The following is a 26,077-nucleotide window of genomic DNA, read 5'->3' as shown; positions in this document are numbered from 1 at the left end:
TATCATAAAACATTGTTTATGTACATATAAAAACTGCCAGGATTACTGGCAGTTTAAGATAAGCGTATTATAGGAAAATAGGAAGGTAATGTCAAACATCAGACCATTTGGATATTTTGTTGCTTCGCTTCAATATCATCAACAAGTCCATAGAGAAGCTTCACAACATCTTCCCTTGTTTCACAATCATTAATTCCTTTGCGTGCCGTAGCATTCCCTTTAACACCCTTTAAATACCAAGAAGCATGCTTACGCATTTCACGAACGGCGACATTTTCATTTTTCAACGCAATCAGACGATCCATATGAAGCACGCAAACATCCATCTTTTCACGAACTGAAGGCTCATCCATCAGTTGACCGGTTTCAAGATATTTTACAGTCCGGTAAATCATCCACGGGTTACCTAGAGCTGCACGGCCGATCATGACTCCATCAACACCCGTTTCCTTCAGCATTCTTTCCGCATCCTGTGGAGTTTCCACATCACCGTTACCGATAAGGGGAATATTAATTGATTTCTTCACTTCACGGATGATGTCCCAGTTAGCTTTTCCTTCATACATTTGAACACGTGTTCTGCCATGCATGGAAACAGCTTTACCACCTGCGCGTTCAACAGCCTGAGCATTTTGAATCGCAAAAACGTGTTCATCATCCCAGCCTATGCGCATTTTTACCGTTACCGGCTTTTCAACAGCATCAACCACCGCTGAAACCATCTCATAAATTTTGTTTGGATCGAGAAGCCACTTCGCACCCGCATCACATTTAGTGATTTTAGGGACAGGGCAGCCCATGTTGATATCAATGATGTCAGCAGTTGTATTTTTATCTACAAATTGCGCAGCTTCAACCAAAGATTTCTTCTCACCGCCAAAGATTTGCAAACTTAACGGCTTTTCTCTTTCATCTATATAAAGCATATTCATCGTTCTAGCATTTTTAAGAACGATTCCCTTGTCACTGACCATCTCCGCACAAACAAGACCAGCACCAAATTCCTTGACGGTCAAGCGGAATGCCGAGTTACAGACTCCCGCCATCGGGGCCAGCACTACCTGGTTCTTCATTTCTATATCGCCTATTCTTAACACGTTGTGCCCCCCTATAACATTCTTTCATTTATCCTCAGGTGGCTGAAGCTCCTCAATGGAAATATGAAGAATTTCCGCCACTTCCAGTAAAAATGCTTCTGAAGGGTTACGGTTCCCTCGTTCAACTTCTCCCAGCAAGGAAACGGAAACACCTATCTCCCTCGCAAACCCTTCCTGGGTATAACCCTTTAACTTTCGAAAAGCGCGAATACGCCTTCCCCATTTTTCACCTTCCATAATCGAACTCCTTCTTTATCCGAAATCTGTCCAAGCAGGTCGCTCAAAGGTGCACGCATTTGCGGAAGTGATATATCTGGGTCCACTTCCATTAAAGGCACGATAACAAAAGCCCTCTCGCGCATACGAGGGTGCGGGACTGAAAGAATCTCTGTCTCAATATTTTCATGATTATATAACAAAATGTCAAGGTCTAAAGTACGAGGACCCCACCTGATTTCCCTTTTTCTCCCTAAATCCTGTTCAATTTTCATACAAGCGTGAAGTAATTGTTCGGGTTCTAAATCGGTTTTCACTTTAAGGACAGCATTTAAAAAACAGTCCTGGTCTTCATATCCTATCGGGTCCGTTTCATATAAAGAGGAGCATGACACCAATTTGATATGCGGACTTTCAGACAATAATTGGAAAGCCTTTCGGAATGTTTCAAGGCGATCACCTAAGTTCGACCCTATTGAAAGGTAAGCAATATTTCTCACAATCAGCGTCCCCTTACAATCTCTATAGCAACCGAATCATAGTGACCTGCTATTGGAGGATCTGGTTTATAAACCTTGACGGTGCATGTCTCGATGGAAGAATATTTATTAAGCAATTCAGAGGCGATTTTTTCAGCAACAGCTTCCACTAACTTAAAAGGTTCTCCCTCAACAACATTTTTACACACTTCATATAACTCGCCATAGTTGATTGAATCTTCAAGTTTGTCACTCTTTCCTGCCTTGGCTAAATCAGTCTGGACGATTAAATCCACTTTAAATCGCTGACCAAGCTTCGTTTCTTCCGGAAAAACTCCATGATAACCGTAAAACTCCATTTTATTCACATATATCTTATCCATATCATTCACCTTTTCCTAATAGAGCATCCATCATCTTTGCAGTCCGTGCCATTTCCTTCACATCATGTACGCGAACCATTTGACAGCCTTGTTGAATGCCATGACAGATTGTGGCGGCCGTTCCTTCCATTCGCTCACTAGGCGGCAGGTCCAGAACATGTCCAATCATGGACTTTCTTGATGTGGCTAACAGAACTGGATAACCTAACGATACCAGCTTATCAAGATTCCTCATCATTTCTAAATTTAACTTTAAATCTTTCGCAAAGCCAATTCCTGGATCGAGTATGATGTTTTCATCCTTGACACCTGCATCCTTCACCAACATGATGCTTTCGAATAAATCTTGAAGTACATCCCGAACAAAATGTCCATATTCCATATTCCCCCTGTTATGCATCAAGATGATCGGCACCTTATATTCCGCAGCAACCTTCGACATCAATGAATCGGCTTTACCTCCCCAAATGTCATTTAATATATGGGCTCCTGCTTTTACCGCCGCTTCCGCCACTCTTGATTTATACGTATCGACCGATATTGGAACCTCAATATTACGGGATATGGCCTCTATAATCGGGGCGACTCTCTCTATTTCCTCTTCCTCCGATATCCTCTCATAATTAGGTCGGGTGGACTCTCCGCCTACATCCAATATATCCGCTCCATCGTTGACCATCCGTTCGGCATGCTTCAAAGCAGCATCTATCCGATTATATTTCCCGCCATCCGAAAAGGAGTCCGGCGTAACATTCAAAATCCCCATAATTAAGGTTTTATTGCTGTAATCCAAATCAAATGAACCGCATTTTATTTTTGACGCTCCAGCTAATGACATCCAACGTTCTCCTTCACTTAAAGAAATCTATATATACGAGTTTACCCATTTACACAGGCATAGTGCAAGCTCCTGAAGATTCGGAACACTTCTGCAAACATTACTGCAAAAAGAAAAGCAAAGCCCCTAAGGAACTTCGCTTCTCATTTTTAGCGTCTTGTCTTACTCAAAGTTATATAATGGCGTACTTAAGTACCGTTCACCATTACTTGGTATGATGGCAAGTACCTTTTTGCCTTTTCCCAGTTTGTCAGCCACTTTGACGGCAGCTGCGATTGCACCTCCAGAAGAAATTCCGCCAAGGATTCCTTCTTCTTTTGCTGCGCGGCGTGCATAATCAAAGGATTCCTCTGTATTGACTTGAATGATTTCGTCATAGAGATCTGTATTCAATATAGTTGGAATGAAGCCTGCTCCGATTCCTTGGATTTTATGAGGTCCCGGAGTCCCTCCCGATAATACTGGGGAATCCGCAGGTTCAACAGCATAAATTTTAATGTCAGGGAATTTCTCACGCAGGACTTCACCGGCACCTGTAATGGTTCCGCCAGTACCGATTCCGGCAACGAATGCATCCAGGCCTTCATCTTCAAAGGCTTCCACGATTTCAGGGCCTGTAGTGTTCCGATGTACTTCAGGGTTGGCTTCGTTTTCAAACTGCTGTGGAATGAAGTAACCTTTTTCTTTAGAAAGCTCAGTCGCCTTTGCAATTGCACCCTTCATTCCTTCAGGCCCAGGAGTAAGAACTAATTCTGCGCCATAAGCACGAAGCAAGTTACGGCGTTCCAAGCTCATCGTCTCCGGCATAACCAGAATTGATTTATAGCCCTTTGCCGCAGCTACCATCGCCAGGCCTATTCCAGTATTTCCGCTTGTAGGTTCAATGATCGTATCACCTGGCTTAAGGGTACCATTTTTTTCTGCCGCTTCGATCATCGCAAGGGCGATACGGTCTTTTACACTGCTGCCTGGGTTAAAATACTCAAGTTTCAAATAAATATCTGCACTGTTTTCATTTTGAAGCTTGTTTAACTTAACAATAGGTGTTTGTCCAATTAAATCGATTACAGAATTAGCTATACGTGCCATTTTCTCCACTCCCTTATCATTTCAATGCCGAGTATGTTTATTGGTTTTATAATTTTAAAGTTACCAGTTTTAATAGTTCATTGTCAATGATTATATACTATATTCTAAATTTTCTCACACAACCATTGACCTACTTTTCTTCCTTCAATCCATAAAACCATTCTACATCAAATTCGTCCCAGAAAATTTTCCCTGAGACCGGTGCCTGAATCTGTTCAAGAGCTATTTGGCGGCGAATCTTGTCTTTAACTTCGTCATATTCATATTGCTTGCCCTCTATTCTTTCATGCAGGTAGAGAACGGCCCAGCCATCCTCCGTTTGGATTGCATCACTCCACTTTTTAACCTTTAATTTCTCGGCAGCGGTAATGTATTCCTTGGATACTTGCTCGTTATCCTGTGATATATAACCCATGTCGCCCCCTTGATTGGCAGTAAATTCATCAAGGGACTTTTCCATCGCCAAGACTTCAAAGGAGACACCTTTCTCCAGTTCACGTATGACTTGGTCTGCCTGCTTTTTTGTAGACGTGGTAATATGGGAAATATGGAAAGCAGTAGGGATTCTATAGATATCCTTATTATTATCATAATAATTCCGCATTGCCGTTTTGGAAACCGAAACGTCCTTGGTGAGGAGCTTCTCGAGGAGGAGACTCGACTGAATTTCCTGCCTCAATTGATCGTTACTTTTATTAAGGTTCTGACCTGCAGTCCCATACATCGTTTTCATCATTTTAAGTTCACGATCTAGCTCTTCATCCGAAATTTTCACTTTGTATTTTTCAGCTGCCTGTTTCACTACCTCTTTATCGACCATTTCCTCAAGTACATCTTCCCCATATCTTTTTTCGAGCTCATTCATCCATGCGTCCCGGGAAATATCCTTCGACCCGACCTTCGCGGCCGTTTCTTCCCCAATGACGGTTTTTGAAATGATTAGTGGTTTTATGACAAAGATAATGATAGTCAATAGGTTCAACAAGGCAAGGCCAGCAATAATCGCCCGAAGCTTGTGTTTTGGCAAACCCTTATCCCCCGTACATTATTTTTTGGTTTCCGCTTCCAGTTCCTCAAGTTCTTCCTTAGAGAATTGGTAGGTCTGATTACAAAAATGACAATGCGCCTCCGCTTGTCCGTCTGTATCAATAATATCCCGAATCTCAGCCTGCCCCAGGCTGATCAATGCAGTCGCAATTCTTTCCCTTGAACATTGACAGGAGAATTGGACATCCATTTTTTCTAATATATTCACATTGCCCTCACCTAAAATTTCGGTTAGGATTTCTTCAGGAGTCATGCCGTTTTGAATCATCTTGGAAACAGGAGTAATCGTGCTTAGTCTTTTTTCGATTTTCGAAATCGTATCTTCGGATGTACCCGGCATCAACTGAATGATAAATCCGCCCGCTGCAAGGATTGAATTATCCGGATTCACCAGGACCCCAACCCCCACTGATGAAGGCACCTGTTCGGAAGTAACAAAGTAATAAGTGAAATCTTCACCCAGTTCTCCCGATACAAGCGGTACTTGCCCTGAAAAGTAATCACGAAGACCAATATCTTTCACAACAGTCAACAAACCATCGGTACCCACCGCTTTCCTGACATCCAGCTTACCTTGCTCATTCAAATCAAAATGGGTTTGCGGATGAGTGACATATCCGCGGACTTCCCCCTTTGCATTGCTGTCGACCAGGATGGACCCAATCGGACCACCGCCCTCGATTTTAATCGTCAGCTTTTCTTCACCTTTTAACATTCCACCCATCATAACGCCTGCCGTCATAGCCCGTCCAAGGGCAGCCGAAGCAGTGGGCCATGTATAATGGCGTCGCTGAGCTTCTCCTACGGTGTCTGTTGTTGAAACAGCATATGCACGAACCTGTCCTTCATAACCTAATGCCTTTATTAGATAATCCTTCATTTATATTGCTCCTTTCATGCTTTGTGTTACTTCTTCACTTGCTCACGATTACGTTTATAAATCAGCTGCAAACCCTTCAAGGTCAAAAATGGCTCCACAACGTCAATAACTGTAGACTCATTAGCAATTAAGGTAGCCAGTCCGCCTGTCGCTATTACCGTTGGTTCTAGATTACTTTGCGCTTTAATTCGATTAACGATTCCTTCTACCTGCCCAACATACCCATACAAAATGCCAGCCTGCATGGCGGACACCGTATTTTTCCCAATAATCCCTTCCGGACGGCTGATTTCTATTCTCGGAAGTTTGGCTGCCTTTGAATAAAGTGCCTCGGTAGAAATATTTATACCCGGGGCAATGGCTCCGCCCATGTATTGTTTATCCTCATTTATGTAGCAATATGTAGTTGCCGTACCAAAATCCACGATAATGAGAGGGCTTCCATATTCCTGAATGCCAGCAACAGCATTAACGATTCGGTCCGCTCCCACCTCACGGGGATTTTCGTATTTAATATTCAATCCAGTTTTTATTCCAGGCCCAACTATAACCGGTTTAATTCCAAAGTATTTTTTGCACATGCGTTCAAGCGCAAACATAATTGGCGGAACTACCGAAGAAATAATGATTCCATCAAATTGATCAAACGCAAGACTTTCATGCTGCAGCAAAGACTTTATGATCATTCCATACTCATCTTCTGTCTTGTGACGGTTAGTCTCAATTCGCCAATGATATTTTAAAATATCTTGATCGTATACGCCTAATACGGTATTCGTATTCCCAACATCCAATACAAAAATCATCGTTTCATCACTCCGGTAAATTATTCTCCAACATCATACCACACTGTTATTTCCCACGCTATTAGTCGCACTTTTCGGAAGGTATCCCAGGAACTTTATCATAATTAATTTAAGAGTTAAGAAAAGGGTATTTCCGAGGCGGAAATACCCTTTTGAATTTAGTCGATTAAGACTTTTTATTGTCGTCTTCGTTCGGGAAGGAAAGCGGCTGATCTTGAGGTGCACCTTCTTTGATTGGAGGAGTATTCAAACCTTCCTCCGTTATTTCAAGGTCCTCAGGTCCTCTTTTATCCAATGGATCTAATAGGGCCTCTTTTTCTTCCTTCTTCTTATTGATGTTCACCTTGACATTCTCATCAGTGGTTAAATTCCCATTCAGTGCCGTATAATCACGTTCTGGCAATTTACCATTTTGGAATAAACTTTTGATTTGTTCCGCATCAAGTGTTTCCACTTCAAGCAGGGTTTTTGCAACCAAATCAAGTTTTTCACGATTTTCAGTAAGGATCTTCTTACATCTTTCGTAAGCTTCCTTGATGATACGTTGAATTTCAAGATCGATTTCATATGCTATTGCATCTGAATAGTTTTGATCATTGTTGAAATCGCGGCCTAGGAAGACCTGACCTTGAGAATTACCGAATTGAAGCGGTCCAAGCTTACTCATACCATATTCCATAACCATGCTCCGAGCTATGCCCGTTGCACGCTGGAAGTCGTTATGCGCACCGGTACTCGCTTCTCCGAATGTAACTTCTTCGGCAACACGGCCACCCAGTAGTCCTACGATTTTATCTTTAAGCTCAGGTTCCGTCATGAAGAAACGATCTTCTTTCGGCAGCATAACTGCATAACCGCCAGCTTGACCACGAGGGACAATCGTTACTTTATGAACGACCTCGGCATCATCCAGAACCAATCCAATAATGGTATGGCCCGCTTCATGCCACGCTACGATATTTCTTTCCTTTTTGGAAATGACACGGTTTTTCTTGGCAGGTCCGGCGATAACACGATCCGAAGCTTCATCCAAATCGGACATGTCGATCTTCTTCTTATCTTGACGGGCAGCAACAAGCGCCGCTTCATTCAGTAAGTTTTCAAGATCTGCACCAGAAAATCCTGGAGTACGCTGAGCGATCGCTTTCAAATCGACGGTTTCTGCTAATGGTTTATTGCGTGCATGTACTTTCAGCACTTCTTCACGGCCCTTGACATCAGGGCGGCCTACCGTTATTTGACGGTCAAAACGTCCCGGACGCAATAATGCCGGATCCAATACATCAGCACGGTTAGTCGCAGCGATGATTATGATTCCTTCATTACCGCCGAAACCATCCATTTCCACCAGTAGTTGGTTCAATGTCTGTTCACGTTCATCGTGACCGCCACCAAGACCTGCGCCACGTTGACGACCGACTGCATCAATTTCATCGATGAAGATGATACAAGGTGCATTCTTCTTAGCATTTTCAAACAAATCACGAACACGGGATGCACCGACACCCACAAACATTTCAACAAAATCAGAACCACTGATTGAGAAGAAAGGAGTTCCGGCTTCACCAGCTACTGCTCGTGCAAGTAAAGTTTTACCTGTACCAGGAGGACCGACTAAAAGTACCCCTTTAGGAATACGGGCTCCAAGCTCGGCATATTTGCGAGGATCTTTCAAGAATTCAACGACCTCGACAAGTTCCTGCTTTTCTTCGTCCGCTCCGGCAACATCATTGAAGCGAACTTTTTTCTTATCATCATTATACAATTTCGCCTTACTTTTCCCGAAGTTCATGACGCGGCCACCACCGCCGCCCTGAGCTTGGTTAAGTAAAAAGAAGAAGAGGATAAAAATGATTACAAATGGAATGATGGAAGTGAAAAATGTCACCCAGCCACTTGTTTTTTCTGGAGGTTCCACAGTGATGATGTCCTTATCCAACTTGGTTACGGCATCATTTATCCGACTTTGCGAATATTCACTGAAAGGCACGTACGTCACAAAGAATTTGTTTTCCTCATAACCTTTGAGCTTTCCTGTGATTTCAAAAACACTGCTTTCGGGCTGCATCGTCAGTGCAGTAACGTCCCCATTCTCCAAATGCGTATAGAATTCATCTTGGGTCATTTTCTCCGTTGGTTCATTGTTATTATTAAAAATGCTTACAATCCCAATGATGACCAAAAAGATCAGTAAATAAAATATCGTATTACGGAAGATCCGATTCATCCCTTACCTCCTCCCACGGGTAAACAAACTATAGTAAATACTATCATACAAAATTAATGAATTACAATAATTTAACACCGCTGTTTTTATCTGGTCTTCCCTTTCAAACAGGTACGATTAATTCGAGTAAATTTCAGGCTTCAATATGCCAATATACGGGAGATTACGATACTTTTCCGCAAAATCAAGACCATATCCGACAACAAATGCATCCGGAACGATGAACCCGGCATAGTCCGGAGTGATATCCGCTTTCCTGCCTGTTGGTTTATCCAATAAGGTAACGATTTTAATTGATTTTGCTTTTCGATAACGGAAAAGTTCCGCAAGATAGCTTAGAGTCAAACCGCTGTCGATAATATCTTCGATGATTAAAATATCCCGGCCTTCAACTGATGTATCAAGATCCTTGATGATTTTCACTTCACCGGAAGATACAGTGGAGTTACCATAGCTCGAAACATCCATAAAGTCCATTTCAAGATGTGTATCCACACGTTTAAGTAAATCTGACATAAATGGCATGGCGCCTTTCAGCACTCCGATGGCCAATGGGAACTTACCTTGGTAATCAGCTTCAATCTGCGCACCCAATTCCCTGATTTTCAATTGAAGTTCTTCCTCTGTTATTAAAACCTTTTCAATGTCGTTTTGCATGGTCATTGTAATTAATTGCCCCCCATGAAGAATTAAGCTTTTTTATATTCTAAGTAAATTAAAGATTTTTCATCAGAAATTATATCCGGCTCAACATTCGACTTCTTTAAACCGGGCAGCCAAATCGCCGTACCCGTTTGATCGATGATGACCGGCCATACATTTCTTTCTAGCATCGGGATCTTTTCATTAATAAAAATATCCTTTAACTTTTTAGTTCCACCTAATCCCTTGACGGCCATCCGTTCGCCTTCATTCCTGGTTCGGACAGTAAGCGGAAACTGAACAGCTGATTCGGGAAGAATAAAAGAATGATTTCCCCTAAGTACCGGAATTTCTTCTTTTATATAGTGCGCTTTAATCTTATATCCATTCGGAAGAATAGTCTCACCGGGAATTTGTAATTTTAGGGAATATTCACGGCTTTTTTGCCGAAAAAATCTAAACGTGCAAGTTTGATATGATTTTTCCGCAATAAGGCCCTCCGGAAGATGCAATTCTGCAGATGGTTGAGGATTCAAAAACAAAACTAAAAGTTGGTCAATATGTAATGCCGAAAGCGATGAAGGTCTCTCCAAATAAAGATAGTTTAATATTAGTTGAATCGCCCTTCTTTGTAAAGGTTTAGGCATCGCGAGAACCTTATCAATCTGAATAACCGCTTGATCTTTATCCTGCTGGATCCAAACCTCGGACATTTTGCTTGAAACCAGGTTCAAAAAAAACTCTTCATCTTCATATAGCTCTTCACTGAATCGTTGAAAATGCTCATGAACTTTTCTATTTTCTTTCTTTAAAAACGGAAGAACTTCATGTCTAAAACGATTTCTTGCATAGACACCCGTTTCATTGCTCGGATCAAACCTTGGTTCAATATCATGAAGGCCCGCATATTCGATTATTTGGCTTTTCGTGATTTCAAGAAAAGGCCTGATCAGATCCCCTGTATGAAAACGTCTCTTTATAGGAATACCCGCTCTTGCCTTGCCTGTCGCCCCTCTTGTTAAACGCATGAGCATCGTTTCTATTTGATCATCTCCATGATGCCCCAGGACAAGCGTGGAGGCTTGATGCTTATCCATCACTTCCTCATAGAAAGCAAAACGCAGCTTTCTTGACGTTATTTGTGAACTTTCCCCCGTCTGTTCCATCCGGGCAGGAACATCGATCCTTTTTCCTTCAAATGTAATGCCCCACCGTTCACAAATATGCTCGACATATTTATAATCCCCATAGGATTCTTCACCACGAAACATATGGTCAACACTTGCTACGATCATCTCGTAATGAAAAAGAGGTTGAATTTCCTTAAGGATATGGAGAAGCACCAGCGAGTCCGGTCCTCCGGAAACGCCTATTAGCAACTTCGAGTTTTCCTTAATCAATTCGTTTCTATAAATGGTGCTCAGAACTTTTTCCTTTAACATACAATCTTCCTTCTTTATGGACAGGCATTAGTTTTATACGATTGAATCCTGAAATGGTTTCAACCATTTCATGGCATTCACCTAATAACTATATCATAACAACTGTTCATATATGTAAAGAACATAGAGCATCGATATGATGGCAACCAGCAAAAACGTTTCAAAAAAACCGCCGCTTTTCTTTTTTGATTGGTTTTGGGACCTTCTTGCTTGTCTTGTTGAAGGCTGCACGGTTTGCTGCTGACCCGTCGCTGTCTGGTTCGGGCCCTTTTTCATCGAATGATTTTGCTTACTTAGCACCGTTACCAGATCCTCCCGCATTTGGATGGCTGAGTCATACTGTCCGCGGAGCGCCTTATCCAACATCTTCCTGTATGGATGCAATTCCTTTTTCTGCTTAATTAAGTCGTTAAGCTGTTTATACCCCTCCCCTTTCTTCTGGAAACGTCCGGGATAGGCAGAATTGATTATAATCATTGCTACAGCGAACAAGTCATATTGCGGTTCGGCCTTTCTTGATCCAAGTCCCCAGTACCCCCTGTCAAAAAACTCGGTGAATTCTTTAACAGACCGCCCGATCAAGGTGGTTCCGCCAACATCCACGCACCGTACCTTATAGGCTGGTGATGTCACGATCAAATTCTCGGGTTTCAAATCACCGAACACCCAGCCATTTGAATGTAAGGAAGACAAGCTTGTTAAGAGCTGAAGCATCAAGACTCCAATCCATGACGACCCTTTCTTATCAATGAAACGCAAAAAATCGTGTCCATGGATATATTCCATGACATAAAAAGGGAGCTGCTTTCCTGTTTTCATGAAATCATCCGCTTCCAAAAAGGAAGGTCCAAGGGTAGACCCCTGGACCTTTGAAAAGGATTTTAGAATATTCATCTCCGAAATAATGGACGTCCCATTATCACTGAGCTTTAAAGCATAATGACGATTTCCGCTTTCAACCAAATAAACGATCCCGTTCGCTCCACACCCCAATTCCTTAATTATTTTGTACTGGTTTTTATTCCATTTTCCAGTGACCAAACTGCCAGGCAGAAGTTTACATTGATTCCTCAAAGTATTGTTCATCATCATGTGATAACAATCCCCTCAATGAACGTTTTTTATTGAAATGAGTTAAAGCTTCACGAATGGCTGGACCTGTCGGAGTGAGTCCCCCTGTACTGAGCTTAGGAAAAGTTGCCGTCAAGGCTTCGAGGTTCGGGGTCCAATCCAGTAACTTTTCAACGTCATTTCTTTTCCCAGGAAATACGAATACGGAAAAACGGCTGTCACCCATCCTTGCATTCATACTAAGGGAAAGATCTAATAAGGAATCTTTTACTGTAGGCAGTTTATGTTTCATGCTTGCACTGGTATCAACAAGAATCAGTACTTCGAGCTTGCTTGTTTCCCCAAGCTCATCGACCACCTCCATCACTTCTCCCCGTTTATCCGGCGGAAGATCCTCCATCGTTTTTGAATCTCCGAGTATTTGTTGAAGTTCACGATTGATAACTCCCTGTATCGTTTGAGTCATCGCCTTTTGTGTCACCATCTGGACGGTTTGGGACAACTGCTGCGAATAGACTACTTGACTTACGCCACCTCCTGAACCAGCAATCTTCTCGATTTCCTTAAGTCCCTTTTCATCTATCACATCATTTTCCATTACACCTATGACATTGATGGTTATGCCTTGCTCCCTTGCTAATTCAGCCATGGCAGACGGCTCCTCACCATGATTTGAACATCCGTCGGTTATAAGCAAAATCTGTCTTAATGTTCCTGCTTTCATGTTTTGCTCTCCCTTCCTATCAATTTGTTACCATAATTGACTAAAAAAGGGGAAATTATACGCAAAAGACATTACATCAAGTCATATCATGGAGCGGAATGATTGAAAAGAGTTCATCCCTTTACCTTTTATCCTTCTTCCATTTACACCACCTCATTTTGGGTTTTATTTATTTTATATATAAACGGCCCCTACTGGGCCTTTTTGCGTTTTGGGGAAACGGGAATGGATGCCCATTTCGGTGTGTTATGCTTAATTTTCGATGTCACCACTGTCATGTCATCATCTATGATGCCTTTCGTTCGGATGACCTCTTCCAATATTAAATCAGAGATTTCCTGCGGATCGTCAGTTTCCATTTCCTTGATTTTTCGTTTTAGCCAGAACTCGATATTTTCGACATGTGAAGGGCCATCGAACACTCCATCGCTCATCATGATTAATATATCCCCTGCCTTCAGCTCTTCTGATACTACATCAACATCGAAATCCTGGATGATCCCCATGGGGAGGTTACTTGATTCAATTTTTATTATCCTATCCCCCCTTTTAATGAAACTCGGTATCGAACAGATTTTTAAAAACTTAGCCCTTGCGTCCTGAAGATCAATCATTGCCAAATCAAGAGTCGAAAATATTTCATCGGTAGTGCGTAGAGATAATACGGAGTTTACGGATTTAATGGCTATTTTTTCTTCTATTCCCGATTGTAAAAATTTTTGTAGCAGCTTCAATGTTTCTGTACTTTCAAAATGGGCCCTTTCCCCATTTCCCATTCCATCACTAATGGCTATCGCGAATTTGCCGCAGCCAATTTCCATGGTCGTAAAACTATCTCCTGATACAAGCCCTCCCCCCTTGGCAGCATGAGCCACACCCGTTTCGACCGTGAATTTTTTTGCTGACCTAAATATCACCTCACATTGCCCGCTTGGATACGTTGCACACTCTTCTGAATGTACGACTATCGTTTCCCCTAAAATGTCTGACAGCATAGGTGCAATCAACTTTTCACATTCCCCTCTGCCCTGGCAGTATGGGACACTCATCTCTATATCAACATTTCCCTGTTCTAGACTGTATATTTCCACATGGCCTATGTGCAGGCCAAAATCCTGGATGGCTTCCAAAATGGATTCTTCATGTACATGATGATTCTTCCTTTCCCTTTGAATTTCTTTTGCAAAATCATCCATTACTGCCGAAACGCCCCGCAGTTGATCCGCCACTAGCTTCCGACTTTCCTTCACCTGCCTTTTTAATTTTTGGTTAGCTTCAAAATAAGTGAGCTCCTGTGATATCGCCCCAATCACCTGAGGCCCGCGACTGCAATATTTCCCCCATTCTTTCGAAGTTTTTTGGGGGAGCTGACCATTATTTTCACTTAATTGAAGCATAATTTCCTGCATGCCGTCATAGGTTGTATTAAAGTTCTTGGACCAGCATTGTTCCTTTTTAAAACAAAGCTGGCACGTCTTTTCCGTTACATTACTTAAGAAGTAGTCGAATTCTTTCTCATCTTCCTCCAATCTTCCCCTTTCATCCACTTGGGAAAAGCTATTAGAGAGCGCCTCAAATACATGTGAGAATTGCTCCACCCTTTGAGCGGTGACATCCCTCACTTTTCGGGCATACTGCTGCTGTTCATCAGAATTCTCGACTGTTCCCGGTATATGTTTCGCTATTTTGTTGATGATGGATGACGGTGTCAATATAAATAGGGCCACAGCTATAAGTGATTCATAAAGGGTCACCATAATATTATTGGTGCCCTCACCATATAAACCTATCAGTAATGTAGCAATCAAGAGGCCGCTAGCAACCCCTATCTTCCTTCCCTCCTTCAACAGTCCGCCCAGAAGCCCTGAAAATGCGAGAAGGCTCATCTGATATAGACTGGCAATACTCGCCAAGCTGAATATCAATCCAGTAACTACACCTACAGTGGAGCCTATGGCGGCCCCTCCCGCCAGCCCGAAGAGGAGGACCAGGTATCGCGAGAATATATGGTCGAGTGATAAATCGTATATCATCCAGCCGATGGTTCCGGTCATCACCGAAGCAAGCAAGATGATGATGCTGACAATTTCCTCCGTCTTTAATGACTGGGACTTTGTCCTAACGGTCAGCATCGGGATGGACTGTATGAAGATTAAAGTTAAAATCATCGCGAGTCCCGCCTCTACTCCTATCATCATCAAGTCGTACAGCTGAATCGTTCGAAATACCAGATATTGCTCGGCCAGGTTGACCAGGAATAGTGAAGCGAAGACGTACATCGACATCGTCTTGAATTGTCCTTCCACGGCGGGCTTCTTGATCTTATGAAATAACAGGAGCAGGAACGCCGATGCAAAGATGACTAAACTATTCGAATAGTGAACGGTCAGCCCACCTGCAATCAATCCGAATAAAGCCAGTGGAGCCCTATCACGTCTCATGAGAAAAACGGCTGCGAAAAACGGAAGTCCAAACGGTGCCAGCTGCGAAAGTATTAAAGCCCTTCCTAATAAAAAACCGATGATTGCTAAAGAGATACCTTTTTTTATGAATATGTCTTCACTCTTCATTTGCAGTTGTTGGATCCAATTGATGGCCCCTGCCTTCGCTTCTTTTAACTGAACATCTCCAAGAGGTTCCATCATAGGTCTTTCCACTTTTTCCATTTCAACACCCCATTCGTATTAGTGATTTTTATTATAAAGAGGGCTTGTCTATTTTTTTGTCAGAATTTTATAAGCGGATAAGAAAAACGTTCGACGAAATTCTTCTTGAATAATCATTTGTATACAGGTTTTTGTGCCGTTTTTCCCAATACAGAAACGGGTGTTCTTTTTTTTTTGAAGAAAAGCAAAGTTTTTAGGTTATTTTTGCGGAAAATAACCCGAATAAATAATCAGGAAATGGAAACCGACAAACTTTAATATTTTTATTGACATTTTTTCTTCACGAATGTAAGATATAACTTGTGCTTCAGTAGCACTTACCATTATGGCGGCGTAGCTCAGCTGGCTAGAGCGTACGGTTCATACCCGTGAGGTCGGGGGTTCGATCCCCTCTGCCGCTATCTTTTATCATGAAACTTTTGGCCCGTTGGTCAAGCGGTTAAGACACCGCCCTTTCACGGCGGTAACACGGGTTCGAATCCCGTACGGGTCATCAAATACCAAAAGCGCCTCTGCACACTTATATCAGTAAGTGTACAGAGGCGCTTTTTTCATGTCGTACTATAATAAAAGAAGACAAGCCGGCAAGCTTGCCTTTATCTACACTATGAATAATTTCACAGGAAAAGTTGCTAAACTATTATTTTTCAGCAGCAGTTTTATCCGCGTCTTCCTCCTCGACCTCCCCGTTTCGTTTCGGTGCTACGTTTTAGGGTCGTTAAGCGGTCTTCGCTATCTTTTAAGAATTTAGCCATTTTTTGCTCAAAGTTTTCTTTCGGTTGGAAACCATTGCCTTTCGAGCGGAAGTCTTTGGAACGGCTGTCATTCCCTCTACCTTGGCGCGGACGTGGTGTGTATGCAGGTTTTTGCTCAACTTCAGGACGGTCTATCGCTTTTTTTATGGACAAGCCAATCTTGCCATCTTTAACGTTGATGACTTTCACCTCAACTGTATCGCCCACTTTTAAATGATCATTGATATCCTTGACATAGTTATCAGCCACTTCACTGATATGGACAAGACCGGTTGAACCTTGAGGTAGCTCTACAAATGCACCAAAATTAGTTATGCCTGTTACTTTACCTTGTAACTTGCTGCCTACTTCGATTGACATAAAAAAAATGTTCCTCCTTAGAAATGTTAAAAAAATCTCTTCACCCTATATTATAACGAAAGTAAAAAAACAGTGTCAATATTAGTCACTATCTTCCTTCCCTTTTGGAAGGGTAAAAATGATTTCACCTTTTTCAGACAAGAAATAATCCCGTCTTGCTATTTTTGCTATATAGTCGTCATCATTAAGCTTTACGATTTCTTCTTTAAGAAGGGTCTCGTCTTTTTTCAATTCAGCTAACTTTCCCTTCAATTCTTGCTTTTGCTGAACTTTCTCATCCAGTGCAACATTTTGCGTTATGAGGGTGGAAACGGCAAAAATCAAAAAGACAGCGGCGAAAACTGAGTAAAGGGTTAATCTACGCATTAGACCACGCTTCTTTTTTTCTACGGTTTGTACTTTTTTCTCTTGTTGAGCGACGTAGGGATTTTCTATTTTTGCCACTTTCCTTTTACGCAGGCTACTCATTTTTTATCGCTCCTCATTTCTTTTTATTTCTCCATCCATTTAGCGTTCTAAATATAGAATTCTTTATTTTCAATAAAATCCCTTTTCCTTTATTATAAAACTTCCCGACGTTTTTCGTAACAAAAACCGGCAATAAATTCCATATATAAGTCAGAATCCATTTTAATGGTCTCCAGAATATATTCAAAATAAAGAGAAGTATTTTCCCCGCCCATTTTAATAAGGACAAAACGAACTTACCTATCCCGATGATGATGGCCAATATGGATACTATTACCCATTTTATCGGTAGAAATATCAGCATGTGAACCGAATTCGCTATAAATCTCGCCAACTTTATCACAAGTATTATCAAAAACTCCAAAAAACGTTGATAGAATCCTTTGAAAAGTGCTTGATAAGCTGAAAAACCGCATAATAAGGCCAAAAATAAATAGAGGCGAAACTCTCCCTCATTCACTAAAAACAAAACATAAAAAATAAGGAGACCCTGAATGATCCAGAAAAGGAAGTCATGGATGAATACAATCCACCTTTTCCTTTCTGAACGATTCAGGAACCGGCTATACGTATCCAGGGCAGCTCCAAAGCCACTGCCCATGCCTATCATCGCAAGCAACGTATAAAATTGGATCGTTAAGCTCATTTGAACAACTTGCCAAAGAATCCTTTAGCTTTCTCCCCTGATTGCTCATCTAAATAAACAAGGTCGAAAATCTTTCCCTTAATGGAAACGATGCCTTTATCAACATCCAAATTCTTCATTTGCAAGTTTTGGCCCCGGATAGATAAGAATCCCATTGACGTTTCGAGCAGAAACTCTTCATTATCAAAGCTTTCGACTTGTTTGACACCAGTAATATCAAGTAAACGGCGGCCTTTCATCGTTACATCATGCTCTTGGGTCGTTCCCTTTGTGTAACCAGCATTCGGATCAATATATTGGCTCATTTTATCATCCCTCACAGTACCACTGATTTTGTACAAGTGTATGTCCGTAAGAGTGGAATTAGAACCAAGCCTGTCCTTACTCCTCCGCTAGCTTTTCTTCCTTTACGATGGTATACATATCTGCAGCCGCTTCCTTTTTCGTCGTTTCTTGAATTTTATCGACACGTACCGTAACAAGCTTTTGACCGAATCTTACTGTCAGCTCATCGCCATCTTTCACATTCGAACTTGCTTTGGCCTGTTGTCCGTTAATCGTGATTCTCCCTTTATCCGCAACTTCTTTAGCAAGTGTGCGGCGCTTGATCAATCTTGAAACCTTTAGGAATTTATCCAATCTCATCGACATTCAAATCTCTCCCTTAATTAAAGTCCTTTTGCTTTTGCTTCATCCCAATATGAATCCAATTCTTCCAATGTATAATCCTCAAATTTTTTGTCTGCCCTTTGAATGCACTCTTCTATATATGTAAAACGCTGGTGGAATTTCTGGTTTGCTTTGTAGACGGCTTCTTCCGCTTGTATGTCATAATAACGTGAAATGTTGACAAGCGCAAAAAAGAGGTCGCCCAGCTCTGATTTTATTCTTTCGGCATCCCTGTTCGGACTTAATATTTCCTCTTCCAATTCCTGCACTTCTTCCCTGACCTTCTTCCAGGCTTCGGAAACCTCATCCCAATCAAATCCAACCTTCGCAGCCCTTTTTTGATACTCTTCGGCCCGAAGTAAGTTTGGCAGCGATTTCTCAATACCATCCAGTATGGATTTCAGAGCTTTTGATTCGCCCCCCTTTTCACCTTCTTTGATTTTTTGCCAGTTCACCAATACATCTTCCTCACCGTTCACTTCAACATCTCCGAATACATGAGGGTGGCGCCGAATCATTTTTGCCGTAATGCCTTCAATCACATCATCTATCGTGAACATGCCCTCATCTTCACCGATTTGTGAATGAAGCATCACCTGAAGCAGGACATCCCCAAGTTCACCAACCATACCCTCATCGTCACCTTCATCGATGGAATCAATCAGCTCATATGCTTCTTCTATTAGATATTTCTTCAAGCTTTCATGAGTTTGTTTCTTATCCCACGGACATCCGTCAGGACCTCTAAGTTCTGCGATGACCTGCCGCAGCTTAGAAAACTCCCTATACCGTAAAGCTTCATCTTTAACGGGCGGAACATAAACACTCGTCAAGTTACTTAACTCCATCTGACGGTCGAGTTCGAAGAGGGCGCATTTTGTCACTTTTTCCTGACTGCTGCCTGCCGCAGTTACGATATATACCTCGTAGTCATCCGGTAGCTTTTCCATCAAAGTCAGCTTCACATCGGATGCACTGAATGCGTCATACACCTGACCGATTATCATATGCTGGGTAATGTGTAAATCATCCGGTGAAAGATCTGTTCCATCCAATAGCTGAAACCCTTCAATCGGATCGATCCTAACAGCCTGAAACAATGGGTCAAGGAAACTTTGCCCGCCTTCGAGCTTAATGGCTATTCCAAGAGCCGGACCCTTTTCAAGCAAAAGCTGTACCGTTTTTTCCGCAACCATCGGATGCCCCGGAACTGCGTATAAAACGGAACGGTTCGAGGCCTCGTCTAATAATGTTTCGGCAATTTCTTCATATACGTCTTCAAATTGGTCGTGCTTTTCATATATCCCGTCAAACGCCGTGAAATTTATTCCTTCCCTTTTCAAATCCCCGATTACCGGATGATCAGCCGTTCTGACATAGCATTGTCCCGTTTGAATCAATTTTTTATAAATCCCTAGTGGAAGCTGCTCTAAATCCCCAGCACCAAGGCCTATTATCGTAATCTCATTCATGATTTCGTATACTCCTATTCGTTATTATTAATCGTTTAAGTTTTGAACCTGCAGGTATAAGTGAAAGTTCTTCTTCACCAAATAAGCCTGCACGAATGGCGGTCATCACAAACACGGCTGCACCGATCCCTACACCGGTCAAAGCTTGGACCGTAGCTAACAACCGGCTCTCGCCTGAGGTCATCCATTCGAATAAACAATTGAATAAAACAACCGCCGTACCCATGTACACCGTACTCTTCAAGATTATTAGCACATGTCGCTTTTCAATTAATGTCTTTTTGATATGTACTCTCAATACCACATAAAATAATACCGTCATGATCATATACGCAAGTACTGTTGCCGAGGCTGCCCCCGCGATTTTGTAATGCGGCACCAGGACAAGGTTAAAAGCCCACTTGCTGCCCACCCCCACAATCGTGATGATCACCGGCACGAACGAATGGCCTAAACTTTGAATCACTGCCGCTTCCGCCATTATGAGGGATGTGAATAAAATCGATAAAGAGAAAATTGCTAAAGTAATCGTCCCTTTAACATCAGTGAACAGCATATGATTGACAGGCTTCATCGTCACCACCAGCCCGATCGCAGCAGCGACCCCGATCGTCGCACTTACACGAAGCGCCAATTTGATCTTATTCAATAATTCAAATTGACTTTTACTCTGAACGAATCCGGATATGACAGGTACCAGCGCCAATGCAAAAGAATTAGCCACGACTGTACCTAGCTGAAGCAATGGCTGTCCTCGATCATATACCCCTTTCCATTCTTTGGCTTCCCTTTCCCCCATCCCCGTTTCCCTTAGCAGGGAGTACAGGTGCAGTGAATCGACAAACTGAAACAAGATAAGGATCAAACCCGTAATGCAAAAGGCCAACCCTTGGAAAACCAGGGCTTTGGAAATTTTGATGAAATTCAACGGTTTGATTCTCATTCGTAAAAAAAGCTTCCATTCTTCTCTTAAAATAACGAAAGCAATAAGCAGTACCAGGCCAGTTATGCCGCCTGTTATCGAACCGAGGACCGCCCCCTTGCCGACAATATAATCAGAGTAGCCCTGATGCACGAATATTGTGGAAAGGACCAGTATCGTCAATACCCGGATGCATTGCTCAGCTACCTGCGAACTTGCCGACGGTAACATATCGTTTATTCCTTGAAAATAACCTCTTAATAGAGAAGAAATGGGCATTAATAAATAGGAATAGGCAACGATTCTCAGCAGACCGGCTAAATGCGGATCCTTCATCCAGCCTGCAATCCAATCGGCGCCTAGGAATAGTACAGCAAACATCATGACACTTATCGAACTTAAGACGACGAATGATGTCACCAATATATCCTTGACCGCAAAGTTATTTTTGGAAGACTCCCGTTCTGCAATAAGTTTGGATATGACTACCGGAAAGCCGATTGTCGATAATGTAAAAGCAACACCGTAGAAGGGATAAACCTGTTGATAGATATAAAACCCGATGTCACCCGCAATGTTTTGATATGGTATGCGATAGGCCGCGCTCAAAACTTTTACGATAATCGCTGCAACGCTCAAAATCAGCGCACCTCGAAAAAGTTCATTTGATGTTTTATTAGGCTTTTCAGCCATTCTTTTTCCCCTTTTCACTCATATGTGGTAGTTATTATAGCATAATTCTAATGGTTATTTTTCAATCCCATCCATACTGTTAATTATTTTCCATTTCCGTTTCTTTTTTAGAAAGTGCAAAAAGGACAGCGCGAATGCTGCCCTTTCCATCTTTTAAGATATAAATGCATGTCCAAGGTTACTGTTCCATTTGTCTAGCTAGGAAGCTTGCTGCTGTTTCAACCGATTTCTGTTCCACTTCACCAATGGTGCTGTCTTTAGAGAAAATCAAGACGGCACCAATCGGGTCGCCACTCGCAATGATCGGAGCTGCAGTATAAGATTGGACCTCTTCATCGTTGGAATCAACGAATGAGACTTGTCCGTTCGGAGACTCCAAAACAGGATTTCTTTCTTCCATGATTTTTTCCACTAGTTCACTAACACTTTTGTTTAAGTATTCTTTTTTGGAGCCGCCTGCCACCGCAATGTAAGTATCCCTGTCACAAATCATAACTGGGTTTCCAAGGCTATCATATAGCGCTTCTGCATATTCCCTTGCAAAATCGCCTAATTCACTAATTGGAGAGTATTTCTTTAGGATGACTTCACCATCTCTATCCACGAATATTTCCAGTGGATCTCCTTCACGAATACGGAGTGTCCTGCGAATTTCCTTCGGGATGACGACTCTTCCTAAATCATCAATTCGGCGAACGATACCAGTTGCTTTCATCTAATGTTGCCTCACTTTCATCTAATTGATTTGATAAATCCTCATTTTGTAGCAAAATCATCACCAGCTATTGTACTTAGTATTTTTCTAATGGTAAGTTCTATGCACTTTGAAAAAATTTTTCTTTTTGTTGCATTTTTTTACCATGGTACCTAAAAAAATTTCTTCAAGAGGACAATCATCAATTCTAGTTTTTAGTGGCTTGCGTCTCTTTTTTTACATACTGTAACCCCTTGGCCATCTCAAATAAGATATTGAGCCATTTGCTTTGTTCCACGCCTTTTATGTGCAGGACCAGCTTCATTCGATTGCCGTCCATGCCGAAGCCCACCATACGGCCATACTTCGATCCCAGCTCGAACACTTTTTGTCCATCCACATCGCTGCTGACCTTTTCCCTAAGGAGAATGCTGATTTCCTGCTTTAATTGTTTAATGCTTTCAATTCCGGCCTTTTCAGCATATACCTTCATTTCGGCAATCATGAATAAGTAGGAAACCTCTTCTGGATACTCTCCGAAACGATCGATCATTTCATCCTGTAATTCTTCCACTTCTTCAAGTGAAGCGACACCTCTGAACCTTTTATACATTTCTATTTTCTGATGTCCATCCATTATGTAGGCATCAGGGATATAAGCATCCACTTCAACGTCAATTTCCAGTGTGTTCTTTTCTTCAGCTGGTTGGTCATTACGTTTCGCATCCACCGCTTCTTTCAGCATTTGTGAATACAGATCAAAACCAACCGAATCGATGAAGCCATGTTGTTGAGCCCCTAGAATGTTTCCAGCTCCCCTGATGGATAAATCACGCATCGCGATTTTGAACCCTGAACCCAATTCTGTAAACTCCTTAATGGATTGAAGACGCTTTTCTGCCACTTCCGTCAACACTTTATCTTTCCTATAAGTGAAGAATGCATATGCCACCCGATTGGATCGACCTACACGGCCACGCAGCTGATAGAGCTGTGAAAGTCCCATTCTATCCGCTTCATTCACGATAAGCGTATTTACATTCGGGATATCAACACCCGTTTCTATAATGGTTGTACTTACTAAAACATCATATTCGCCTTCCAAAAAGCCGAACATGACGGCTTCCAATTCTTGCTCTGTCATTTGCCCATGAGCATAGGTAACACGGGCATCGGGCACAAGCATGGAAATTTCTTCTGCTTTTCTTGCTATATCCTCTACCCGATTGTAAAGGAAATAAACCTGACCGCCCCTGGCCAATTCCCGTTCTATCGCTTCCGTTACCAATGAGCCATTATACTCCATGACATAAGTTTGGATCGGAAACCGGTTCTCAGGCGGTGTTTCGATGACAGACAAATCCCTCACGCCCAACATGGACATATGAAGGGTTCTTGGAATCGGCGTCGCAGTCAAAGTCAGTACATCCACATTGGTTTTTAACCGTTTGATCTTTTCCTTATGTGTAACGCCAAAGCGCTGTTCTTCATCAATGATTAGCAATCCCAAATCGCGGTACACCATATCTTTGGATAAAATCCTATGCGTGCCAACCACGATATCCACCGTGCCGGCCTTCAATCCTTTAATCGTCTCGGTTTGCTGCTTTTTAGTCCGGAAGCGGCTCATATGGCCAATCGAAATCGGATAATCCTGAAAACGCTCCCTTAATGTTTCATAATGCTGTTGGGCAAGGATTGTGGTCGGAACTAGAAACGCAACCTGCTTCCCATCCATTATGGCTTTAAAAGCGGCCCGGATGGCCACCTCTGTCTTCCCATATCCAACATCGCCGCATAATAAACGATCCATCGGCCGTTCCCGTTCCATATCCTTTTTGATTTCGACTATGGAACGTAATTGATCTTCCGTTTCGTTATAAGCGAATGATGTTTCGAATTCTCTCTGCATATCACCATCAGGTGAAAAGGCATAGCCCTTTGCCGCTTCTCTTTCTGCGTATAACTTGATTAAATCATCGGCAATGTTCTCAACGGATGATTGAACCTTGCTTTTGACACGTTTCCATTCCGTACCGCCTAGCTTATAAAGCTTCGGCTCTTTTCCTTCAGAACCGACATATTTTTGGACAAGATCAATTTGGTCGACAGGAACATACAATTTGTCATCCGCTTGATAACGAATATTCAGGTAATCTTTATGGACCCCATTTATTGTAAGGGTTTCAATACCCAAGTATTTACCGATACCGTGGTTAACATGAACGACATAGTCACCGATCTTCAGTTCGGAATAACTCTTGATTCGTTCAGCATTCGATAGTTTCTGTCTCCGTACCGATTTCTTTGACTTCTTATTAAACAATTCCGTTTCCGTGATGATACTGAATTTTTGCATAGGCAATTCAAAGCCGCTATTCAGACTGCCGCGTAAAATCTGTACTTTACCTGGAAGGATGCTGTCAGCATTAAACAGTTCTGCTGCCTCTATATCATAATCGGCTAAAACCGAATGCAGCTTTTTTACCCGTTCTTCATCCTGTCCAAGTATGACGACTGTGTATTTGCCCTTTTTCCAACGTTCCAGTTCAGCTTTGAACACATTCATCTGTCCATGGAAATTTTGCATTTGTTTACTGGCAAAATTCAGGATATTCTGAGGATTCGTATGCGGTACATGCCGTAAAAACAATGAAAGGTATACAAACGGCCTGCTGGATTTCATTATTAATTCCTGCATGGGATGAGCCAATTTTATATCATGGATAATTTGTCCCTGACTTAAAAGGTCCGTGTACCAACCAGCCTCTTCCTTTTCCAAAGAATCATTGATTTCCTGGATTCTACTGATTTCATCTAAGAAAACCAAACCATTTACCGGTAAATAATCTATTAAACTAGCTGGATCTTCATACGCTAAACTTAAGTATTTAAAGATTTTGTCGGGTATATTTCCCATTTTAAGCTGTTCAAGTTCATAACTGATCGTTTGGACCATCTGTTCCTTGGTTTTCTCGTCTTTAAGTTTCTTCAAGCTTTTACTTAATCCGCTCTCGAGCTTAGTTATGATTCTTTCGATATGCTCCGTCTCTAGCAAAGCCTCACTGACGGGACCAATCGTCACTTTCTTGAGTTTTTCGATGGAGCGCTGATCTTCACTTGAAAAAGTCCTTATTGAATCTATTTCTGTATCGAATAATTCAATTCGTATTGGATTAGGTTCGGTGATCGGGTAAATATCGATGATACCGCCCCTGATACTGAATTCACCTGGAGAAGCGACCATTTCAGACCGGTTATAACCCATGGCAATGAATTTATTAAGCGTTGGTTCAAGCTCGATGTCTTCCCCTAGATTAAACGCTAGCTGATGTCTCTTCCAAATATCCTTTGGAGGAAGCACACGACGCACCCCAGGAATCGGGGCAATGACAATCCCTTTCTTTCCGTCTGCCCAAAAGTTCAATGCCTCAACACGTTGAGCCCTTAATTCCGGGCTGGCAACACTCAAATCAGCCGCAATCAATTCATTGGCTGGATATATATATAATTCTTCTTCGGGAATGAAACTGGATAAGTCCTCATGGAATTTTTGTGCTTGCAATAAATTATGGGTAACTAATAAAATAGGCCTATTCGTCTTTTCATATACGGAAGCCAGCAGTAGCGATCTCGAGGAACCTGTGAGACCAGAGACGATTTGCTCCTTAAGCCCTTCATCGATGCCGGCTATTAACGAATGAACATCATCTTGTTTGGAGAACAAGTTCTGCAATCCATTCATTTTCTTTCCCCCCTCTCTTTAACGTGCGAAAAACCATTTGCTGTAT

At 42.0% G+C, this 26,077-nt stretch carries 24 protein-coding genes and 2 tRNA genes; 2 read left to right on the top strand and 24 right to left on the bottom strand.

Annotated features, from left to right (window positions below; genetic code table 11):
- Positions 1-98: 98 nt before the first annotated feature.
- The 15 genes from dusB to spoIIE all read right to left on the bottom strand — a co-directional run bounded on the left by dusB (position 99) and on the right by spoIIE (position 15,607).
- Entirely contained in the window at positions 99-1,097 is a 999-nt protein-coding gene (gene dusB, locus AC0VX1_RS00455) for a tRNA dihydrouridine synthase DusB (RefSeq protein WP_034316281.1), read from the bottom strand.
- A gap of 24 nt (positions 1,098-1,121) precedes the next feature.
- The gene (locus tag AC0VX1_RS00450; RefSeq protein ID WP_034316283.1) at positions 1,122-1,334 is read right to left on the bottom strand and encodes a helix-turn-helix domain-containing protein; all 213 of its coding nucleotides are present in this window, start codon (positions 1,332-1,334) and stop codon (positions 1,122-1,124) included.
- On the bottom strand, positions 1,286-1,813 hold the full coding sequence (gene folK / locus AC0VX1_RS00445) for a 2-amino-4-hydroxy-6-hydroxymethyldihydropteridine diphosphokinase (protein WP_475469609.1): 528 nt from the start codon (positions 1,811-1,813) through the stop codon (positions 1,286-1,288). The genes AC0VX1_RS00450 and folK overlap by 49 nt, the downstream gene beginning before the upstream one ends.
- A 2-nt stretch (positions 1,814-1,815) precedes the next feature.
- Complete coding sequence (gene folB / locus AC0VX1_RS00440) at positions 1,816-2,175, bottom strand: dihydroneopterin aldolase (RefSeq protein ID WP_230134828.1); 360 nt, start codon at positions 2,173-2,175, stop codon at positions 1,816-1,818.
- Position 2,176: 1 nt separating this feature from the next.
- A complete protein-coding gene (gene folP, locus AC0VX1_RS00435; RefSeq protein WP_034316288.1) occupies positions 2,177-3,013 on the bottom strand; it encodes a dihydropteroate synthase in 837 nt (278 codons plus the stop codon).
- A gap of 162 nt (positions 3,014-3,175) precedes the next feature.
- The gene (gene cysK, locus AC0VX1_RS00430; RefSeq protein ID WP_475469608.1) at positions 3,176-4,102 is read right to left on the bottom strand and encodes a cysteine synthase A; all 927 of its coding nucleotides are present in this window, start codon (positions 4,100-4,102) and stop codon (positions 3,176-3,178) included.
- Positions 4,103-4,232: 130 nt separating this feature from the next.
- Positions 4,233-5,129, bottom strand: a complete 897-nt coding sequence (locus tag AC0VX1_RS00425) for a peptidyl-prolyl cis-trans isomerase (protein WP_095679959.1) — start codon at positions 5,127-5,129, stop codon at positions 4,233-4,235.
- 18 nt (positions 5,130-5,147) lie between these two features.
- The gene (hslO, locus tag AC0VX1_RS00420; protein WP_057276509.1) at positions 5,148-6,029 is read right to left on the bottom strand and encodes an Hsp33 family molecular chaperone HslO; all 882 of its coding nucleotides are present in this window, start codon (positions 6,027-6,029) and stop codon (positions 5,148-5,150) included.
- Positions 6,030-6,055: 26 nt separating this feature from the next.
- Positions 6,056-6,835 carry a type III pantothenate kinase gene (locus AC0VX1_RS00415; RefSeq protein ID WP_413011237.1) on the bottom strand — a complete coding sequence of 260 codons (780 nt, stop codon included), beginning with the start codon at positions 6,833-6,835 and terminating at the stop codon, positions 6,056-6,058.
- Positions 6,836-7,001: 166 nt separating this feature from the next.
- Complete coding sequence (gene ftsH, locus AC0VX1_RS00410) at positions 7,002-9,062, bottom strand: ATP-dependent zinc metalloprotease FtsH (RefSeq protein ID WP_413011235.1); 2,061 nt, start codon at positions 9,060-9,062, stop codon at positions 7,002-7,004.
- Positions 9,063-9,179: 117 nt separating this feature from the next.
- A complete protein-coding gene (gene hpt, locus AC0VX1_RS00405) occupies positions 9,180-9,719 on the bottom strand; it encodes a hypoxanthine phosphoribosyltransferase (RefSeq protein ID WP_413011243.1) in 540 nt (179 codons plus the stop codon).
- Positions 9,720-9,751: 32 nt separating this feature from the next.
- Complete coding sequence (tilS, locus tag AC0VX1_RS00400) at positions 9,752-11,146, bottom strand: tRNA lysidine(34) synthetase TilS (protein ID WP_034316299.1); 1,395 nt, start codon at positions 11,144-11,146, stop codon at positions 9,752-9,754.
- Positions 11,147-11,239: 93 nt separating this feature from the next.
- Positions 11,240-12,238: a protein kinase domain-containing protein gene (locus AC0VX1_RS00395; protein ID WP_413011232.1), complete on the bottom strand. Its 999-nt coding sequence runs from the start codon at positions 12,236-12,238 to the stop codon at positions 11,240-11,242.
- The gene (locus AC0VX1_RS00390; RefSeq protein ID WP_034316300.1) at positions 12,204-12,941 is read right to left on the bottom strand and encodes a VWA domain-containing protein; all 738 of its coding nucleotides are present in this window, start codon (positions 12,939-12,941) and stop codon (positions 12,204-12,206) included. Before AC0VX1_RS00390 ends, AC0VX1_RS00395 begins: the two co-directional genes overlap by 35 nt.
- Before the next feature lie 191 nt (positions 12,942-13,132).
- The gene (gene spoIIE, locus AC0VX1_RS00385) at positions 13,133-15,607 is read right to left on the bottom strand and encodes a stage II sporulation protein E (RefSeq protein WP_034316302.1); all 2,475 of its coding nucleotides are present in this window, start codon (positions 15,605-15,607) and stop codon (positions 13,133-13,135) included.
- Positions 15,608-15,934: 327 nt separating this feature from the next.
- Between spoIIE and AC0VX1_RS00380 the strand changes: the two genes are divergently transcribed.
- Both AC0VX1_RS00380 and AC0VX1_RS00375 read left to right on the top strand, forming a co-directional pair.
- Positions 15,935-16,008, top strand: a tRNA-Met gene (locus AC0VX1_RS00380).
- 20 nt (positions 16,009-16,028) lie between these two features.
- Positions 16,029-16,100 (top strand) — tRNA-Glu (locus AC0VX1_RS00375).
- 166 nt (positions 16,101-16,266) lie between these two features.
- Here the strand turns inward: AC0VX1_RS00375 and AC0VX1_RS00370 are convergent.
- From AC0VX1_RS00370 to mfd, 9 genes are all read right to left on the bottom strand, one after another.
- Positions 16,267-16,722 carry a S1 domain-containing RNA-binding protein gene (locus AC0VX1_RS00370; RefSeq protein WP_034316303.1) on the bottom strand — a complete coding sequence of 152 codons (456 nt, stop codon included), beginning with the start codon at positions 16,720-16,722 and terminating at the stop codon, positions 16,267-16,269.
- 81 nt (positions 16,723-16,803) lie between these two features.
- A complete protein-coding gene (locus AC0VX1_RS00365; protein ID WP_034316305.1) occupies positions 16,804-17,190 on the bottom strand; it encodes an FtsB family cell division protein in 387 nt (128 codons plus the stop codon).
- A gap of 13 nt (positions 17,191-17,203) precedes the next feature.
- Positions 17,204-17,836, bottom strand: a complete 633-nt coding sequence (gene yabQ, locus AC0VX1_RS00360; RefSeq protein WP_475469607.1) for a spore cortex biosynthesis protein YabQ — start codon at positions 17,834-17,836, stop codon at positions 17,204-17,206.
- Positions 17,833-18,141, bottom strand: a complete 309-nt coding sequence (yabP, locus tag AC0VX1_RS00355; protein WP_034316308.1) for a sporulation protein YabP — start codon at positions 18,139-18,141, stop codon at positions 17,833-17,835. The genes yabQ and yabP overlap by 4 nt, the downstream gene beginning before the upstream one ends.
- Positions 18,142-18,217: 76 nt before the next feature.
- Positions 18,218-18,481: an RNA-binding S4 domain-containing protein gene (locus AC0VX1_RS00350; RefSeq protein WP_034316386.1), complete on the bottom strand. Its 264-nt coding sequence runs from the start codon at positions 18,479-18,481 to the stop codon at positions 18,218-18,220.
- A gap of 23 nt (positions 18,482-18,504) precedes the next feature.
- Entirely contained in the window at positions 18,505-19,977 is a 1,473-nt protein-coding gene (yabN, locus tag AC0VX1_RS00345) for a bifunctional methyltransferase/pyrophosphohydrolase YabN (RefSeq protein ID WP_330501938.1), read from the bottom strand.
- Positions 19,970-21,592, bottom strand: a complete 1,623-nt coding sequence (locus AC0VX1_RS00340) for a putative polysaccharide biosynthesis protein (RefSeq protein ID WP_475469606.1) — start codon at positions 21,590-21,592, stop codon at positions 19,970-19,972. The genes yabN and AC0VX1_RS00340 overlap by 8 nt, the downstream gene beginning before the upstream one ends.
- Before the next feature lie 178 nt (positions 21,593-21,770).
- A complete protein-coding gene (spoVT, locus tag AC0VX1_RS00335; protein ID WP_063574550.1) occupies positions 21,771-22,307 on the bottom strand; it encodes a stage V sporulation protein T in 537 nt (178 codons plus the stop codon).
- A gap of 187 nt (positions 22,308-22,494) precedes the next feature.
- Entirely contained in the window at positions 22,495-26,031 is a 3,537-nt protein-coding gene (gene mfd / locus AC0VX1_RS00330) for a transcription-repair coupling factor (RefSeq protein WP_413011224.1), read from the bottom strand.
- Between the last annotated feature and the right edge of the window lie 46 nt (positions 26,032-26,077).

It is taken from the genome of Peribacillus sp. QJM3NY_7 (assembly GCF_056173225.1).
Note: the sequence above shows the minus strand (reverse complement) of the source record. Positions and strands in the feature narration are given on the sequence as shown.

Excerpts from the sequence above, each read along its gene's own strand:
- AC0VX1_RS00415 (WP_413011237.1), bottom strand. The coding sequence starts at position 6,835 with ATGATTTTTGTATTGGATGTTGGGAATACGAATACCGTATTAGGCGTA.
- AC0VX1_RS00340 (WP_475469606.1), bottom strand. The coding sequence starts at position 21,592 with ATGGCTGAAAAGCCTAATAAAACATCAAATGAACTTTTTCGAGGTGCG.
- hpt (WP_413011243.1), bottom strand. The coding sequence starts at position 9,719 with ATGCAAAACGACATTGAAAAGGTTTTAATAACAGAGGAAGAACTTCAA.
- yabQ (WP_475469607.1), bottom strand. The coding sequence starts at position 17,836 with ATGAGCTTAACGATCCAATTTTATACGTTGCTTGCGATGATAGGCATG.
- mfd (WP_413011224.1), bottom strand. The coding sequence starts at position 26,031 with ATGAATGGATTGCAGAACTTGTTCTCCAAACAAGATGATGTTCATTCG.
- AC0VX1_RS00370 (WP_034316303.1), bottom strand. The coding sequence starts at position 16,722 with ATGTCAATCGAAGTAGGCAGCAAGTTACAAGGTAAAGTAACAGGCATA.
- AC0VX1_RS00395 (WP_413011232.1), bottom strand. The coding sequence starts at position 12,238 with ATGATGATGAACAATACTTTGAGGAATCAATGTAAACTTCTGCCTGGC.
- tilS (WP_034316299.1), bottom strand. The coding sequence starts at position 11,146 with ATGTTAAAGGAAAAAGTTCTGAGCACCATTTATAGAAACGAATTGATT.
- yabN (WP_330501938.1), bottom strand. The coding sequence starts at position 19,977 with ATGAATGAGATTACGATAATAGGCCTTGGTGCTGGGGATTTAGAGCAG.
- yabP (WP_034316308.1), bottom strand. The coding sequence starts at position 18,141 with ATGAGCCAATATATTGATCCGAATGCTGGTTACACAAAGGGAACGACC.
- AC0VX1_RS00390 (WP_034316300.1), bottom strand. The coding sequence starts at position 12,941 with ATGAAAGCAGGAACATTAAGACAGATTTTGCTTATAACCGACGGATGT.
- ftsH (WP_413011235.1), bottom strand. The coding sequence starts at position 9,062 with ATGAATCGGATCTTCCGTAATACGATATTTTATTTACTGATCTTTTTG.
- AC0VX1_RS00450 (WP_034316283.1), bottom strand. The coding sequence starts at position 1,334 with ATGGAAGGTGAAAAATGGGGAAGGCGTATTCGCGCTTTTCGAAAGTTA.
- spoIIE (WP_034316302.1), bottom strand. The coding sequence starts at position 15,607 with ATGGAAAAAGTGGAAAGACCTATGATGGAACCTCTTGGAGATGTTCAG.
- AC0VX1_RS00365 (WP_034316305.1), bottom strand. The coding sequence starts at position 17,190 with ATGAGTAGCCTGCGTAAAAGGAAAGTGGCAAAAATAGAAAATCCCTAC.
- hslO (WP_057276509.1), bottom strand. The coding sequence starts at position 6,029 with ATGAAGGATTATCTAATAAAGGCATTAGGTTATGAAGGACAGGTTCGT.
- cysK (WP_475469608.1), bottom strand. The coding sequence starts at position 4,102 with ATGGCACGTATAGCTAATTCTGTAATCGATTTAATTGGACAAACACCT.
- spoVT (WP_063574550.1), bottom strand. The coding sequence starts at position 22,307 with ATGAAAGCAACTGGTATCGTTCGCCGAATTGATGATTTAGGAAGAGTC.
- folB (WP_230134828.1), bottom strand. The coding sequence starts at position 2,175 with ATGGATAAGATATATGTGAATAAAATGGAGTTTTACGGTTATCATGGA.
- AC0VX1_RS00350 (WP_034316386.1), bottom strand. The coding sequence starts at position 18,481 with ATGAGATTGGATAAATTCCTAAAGGTTTCAAGATTGATCAAGCGCCGC.
- folP (WP_034316288.1), bottom strand. The coding sequence starts at position 3,013 with ATGTCATTAGCTGGAGCGTCAAAAATAAAATGCGGTTCATTTGATTTG.